Source organism: Stenotrophomonas sp. 05L44_2, from assembly GCF_056665995.1.
Map to the genome: position 1 here is coordinate 1 of NZ_JBFTNR010000457.1, position 3,465 is coordinate 3,465.

The 3,465-nt window shown below is 66.3% G+C and carries 3 protein-coding genes; 2 read left to right on the forward strand and 1 reads right to left on the reverse strand.

Going from position 1 to position 3,465, the window contains the following annotated elements; genetic code table 11:
- Positions 1-872, forward strand: an 872-nt coding sequence (locus AC1VAN_RS15490) for a TonB-dependent receptor domain-containing protein (protein ID WP_480986136.1), incomplete at its 5' end; no start/stop codon positions are given.
- A 67-nt stretch (positions 873-939) separates the two neighbouring features.
- Here AC1VAN_RS15490 and rnd read toward each other — a convergent pair.
- Positions 940-2,019, reverse strand: coding sequence for a ribonuclease D (rnd, locus tag AC1VAN_RS15495; RefSeq protein ID WP_442251524.1), 1,080 nt, complete (start codon positions 2,017-2,019; stop codon positions 940-942).
- A gap of 84 nt (positions 2,020-2,103) precedes the next feature.
- Between rnd and AC1VAN_RS15500 the strand changes: the two genes are divergently transcribed.
- Positions 2,104-3,465 (forward strand): SUMF1/EgtB/PvdO family nonheme iron enzyme (locus AC1VAN_RS15500; RefSeq protein ID WP_480986137.1); only part of this gene is annotated, 1,362 nt, incomplete at its 3' end.

Consider the following 3,465-nt stretch of genomic DNA (forward strand, 5'->3'; position numbering starts at 1 on the left):
CCTACAAGGGCCGCACCGACGTCAAGATGACCGACACCACCCCGAGCTGGGATCTGAGCGCGATGTATCAGATCACCCCGGACGTGAGCGTCTATGCGAAGGTCGCCCGCGGCTTCCGTGGCCCGACCATCCAGGGCCGTTCGGCGGTGTTCAATGCCGACTTCACCACCGCCRATTCSGAAACGATCCTGTCGTGGGAAGCSGGCKTSAAGAGCASSCTGYKGGACAACMSCCTGCGCCTGAACGCCWCSGCSTTCACCTACACCGTCAACGACATCCAGCTCAACGGCAACGATTCGGACGGCAACGGCGTGCTGTTCAACGCAGACAAGGCCAAGGCCTACGGCTTCGAAGCGGACATGGAGCTGCGCCCGATCCAGAACCTTACCCTGAGCGCCGGCCTGAGCCTGCTGCACAGCGAGATCAAGGACAAGCGCGTCTACGCGCAGGTCTGCGGCCTGAACGGCCAGGTGGTGTGCACGGTGAACGATCCGACCATCAAGGTCGGTGCCAACACCTTCGCGCAGATCGATGGCAACCCGCTGCCGAACGCACCGAAGTACAACATCAACCTGGCAGCGCGCTACGACTTCCCGGTCAGCGACGCGGCCACGATGTTCGTGTCCACCGACTGGAACAAGCAGGGCTACACCAGCTTCGTGCTGTACGACAGCAAGGAGTTCAACTCCAAGGGTGATTTCGAGGGTGGCCTGAAGATCGGCTATTCGGGCAACTACGGTGCCTACGAAGTGGCGCTGTTCGCGCGCAACATCACCAACGAGAAGAACCTCAAGGGTGTGATCGAGAACTACATGGCCGCGGTCTACAACGAACCGCGCACCGTGGGTGTTTCGCTGAACATGAACTGGTAAGCACTACCGGTTGGAGTATCGAAAACGGCGCTCATCGAGCGCCGTTTTTCGTTGTCCGCCCGGTTCCTCAGACTGCGGGCAACAACGCCTGCAACCGCGGCTCCAGTTCCTGCTGGCGCCAGCCAGCCAGTGCAGCCGGCCACTGCTGATGCTCCAGATAGCTTTCCAGATGCTTGCGTGAGGCCAGCACGCCGTCGGCCAGGCCGAGCTCGCGGCTGCGTTCGGCCACCGCATCCTGCAGCTTCTTCAGCAGCTGCTTGCTGGCATCGCTGGCCTGCATCGCCAACGGCGCATCGGCTTCGTCGGCCAGCGGCGTGTCCAGCGCCTGCCATACCGCAGCGGCCAGCTTGCGCGGCGCCTTCGGGAACTGTTCGAACAGCTTGCTCACTGCAGCAGCATCGGCTGGCGGGGTGCGTGCCAGGGTGGCGGCCAGTTCGTTGTCCAGGATCCAGCTGCGCGGGCGGTCGCTGGCGCGCGCCTGCACGTCGCGCCAACGCAGCAGGCGCAGCAGGCGGCGCTGCGCGGGCGCGTCCAGGAACTGCGCCGAGCGCATGCCCAGGTGGGGCCAGCGGTCTTCGTCATTTGCCACGCTGGCCAGCAGGCGCTCGCCATCGTCGTGCAGCCACTGCTGGCGCCCCAGCGTTTCCAGCTTGGCGGAGATGGCGTCGTGCATCGCGAACAGATGCTCGACGTCGTCGGCGGCGTAACTCAGCTGGGAGTCCGACAACGGCCTGCGCATCCAGTCAGAGCGGGTTTCGCCCTTTTCCAGTGCCACGCCGGTGATCTCCTGCACCAGCTTCTGGTAGCCCATGCCAGCACCGATGCCAGCCAGCGCGGCGCCGATCTGGGTGTCGAACAACGGACGCGGCAGCACGCCACAGGTCCACTTGAACGCCACCAGGTCTTCGCTGGCACTGTGCATGACCTTGGTGATGGATTCATCGGCCAGCCACGGCGCCAAGGCCTCGGGCATGCCGGGAATCAACGGGTCGATCAGCAGGATGTCCTCGCCGACGGCCATCTGCACCAGCGCCAGCTGTGGCCAGAAGGTGCGTTCACGGATGAATTCGGTATCCAGGCCGATGCGGGTCGGCCGCTGCTGGCGGTATGTGTCCAGCTCGGCGGGGGTGGTGATCCAGGTTGCCACGTGTCAGGGCCTACTACTCGGGTTTGCTCAGGCAGGGGAGAATAGCCTAACGTCGGTCCGCATCCGTGCCGAAGGAGGCCCTGCTTGCGTTTTCTGCTGTCGCCCGCGCTGTTTACCGCCTTGGCCGTGAGCCTGGCCGGTTGCACGCCGTCGCCCCCTGCGCAGACCGCCGGTGCCACCGCAGCCCAGCCGGCCGATCCCGCACCAGAGGCCGGTCCGGCGCGTGGTACCGGGCGGGGCACGGTGACCATTGCCGGTGACGACGCGGCCGAGGACATCCAGCAGTGGACGCCGCCGCGGGTCGATCGCCAGGGACGTACGCTGGCACAGCTGCGCCGGGCTGCCGACCAGGCATTCGCGCGGGGGCATCTGTATGAAGATGGCGATGCGGCCGTGCCCCTGTGGCTGGCAGTGCAGGAGGAGGAACCCGACGATCGGCAGGCGCGCCTGGGCCTGCAACGCGCGAAACAGAAGCTGCAGCAGCAGGCCGATGCGTTGCTGCAGCGGCCATTGCAGCAGCGTGAGGCGCTGGCCGAAGCCGGGCGCCAGGCGCTGGTGCTGCTGACCCTGGCGCCGAAGGACGAGAAGGTGCGCGCGCTGCAGGGGCGGGTCGAGACCGCGCAGCGTGTGGTCGCCTACAACCGCGCGGGCGAAGACGATCTGCGTGCCGACCGTATCGGCGAAGCGGGGGATGGTGCGATTGGCAACTTCCGTGAGGCACTTGCGCTGGACCCGGCGAATCGTCGCGCGCGGCAGGGCCTGGCAGCTGCTGAAAGTGGGCTGATCCGGCGTGCCGAGGATGCCGCGCGTATCCGCGATTTCGCCAGTGCCGGCGCGTGGTTGGCAGAAGCCAGCAAGGTGCGGGACTCGTCACCGACCATCGCCGATGCGTTCGAGCGCATCGAGCAGATCCGTGCAGCGGCACTGGTCCAGCTGCGCGATGGCGGCCTGCATGATCTGACTACCCCGCAGGGGCTGAAGCCCGCGCGCGAGAAGCTGGCCGAAGCGCTGCGCATTGCCTTGCCGGGGGACGCGGTGGTGGCGCAGCTGCGCGAACGCATCGAACTGGCCACCCATTACGGCAGCTTCCGGCCGGGGCAGGTGTTCAGCGATGCGCTGCGTGATGGCGRCCGTGGACCGCAGATGATCGTGGTGCCGCATGGCGGATTCCAGATGGGCGCCAGTGATACCGAACCGGGCGCAACCGACGCAGAGCGGCCATCGCACTATGTGCGTTTCGAGCGTGGGTACGCGATGGCGATCACCGAGATCACCGTGGGTGACTTCGAGCGCTATGTGAAGGCGACCAATGCCCGCCCACGTGCGACCCGGCGTGGACATTCGGTGGTCTATGACGAGCGCAGCGGCAATTTCATCCGTCGCAGCGGCGTGGACTGGCGGTCCGACTATGACGGCGGGCGGGCACTGGGCAATTCGCCGGTGATG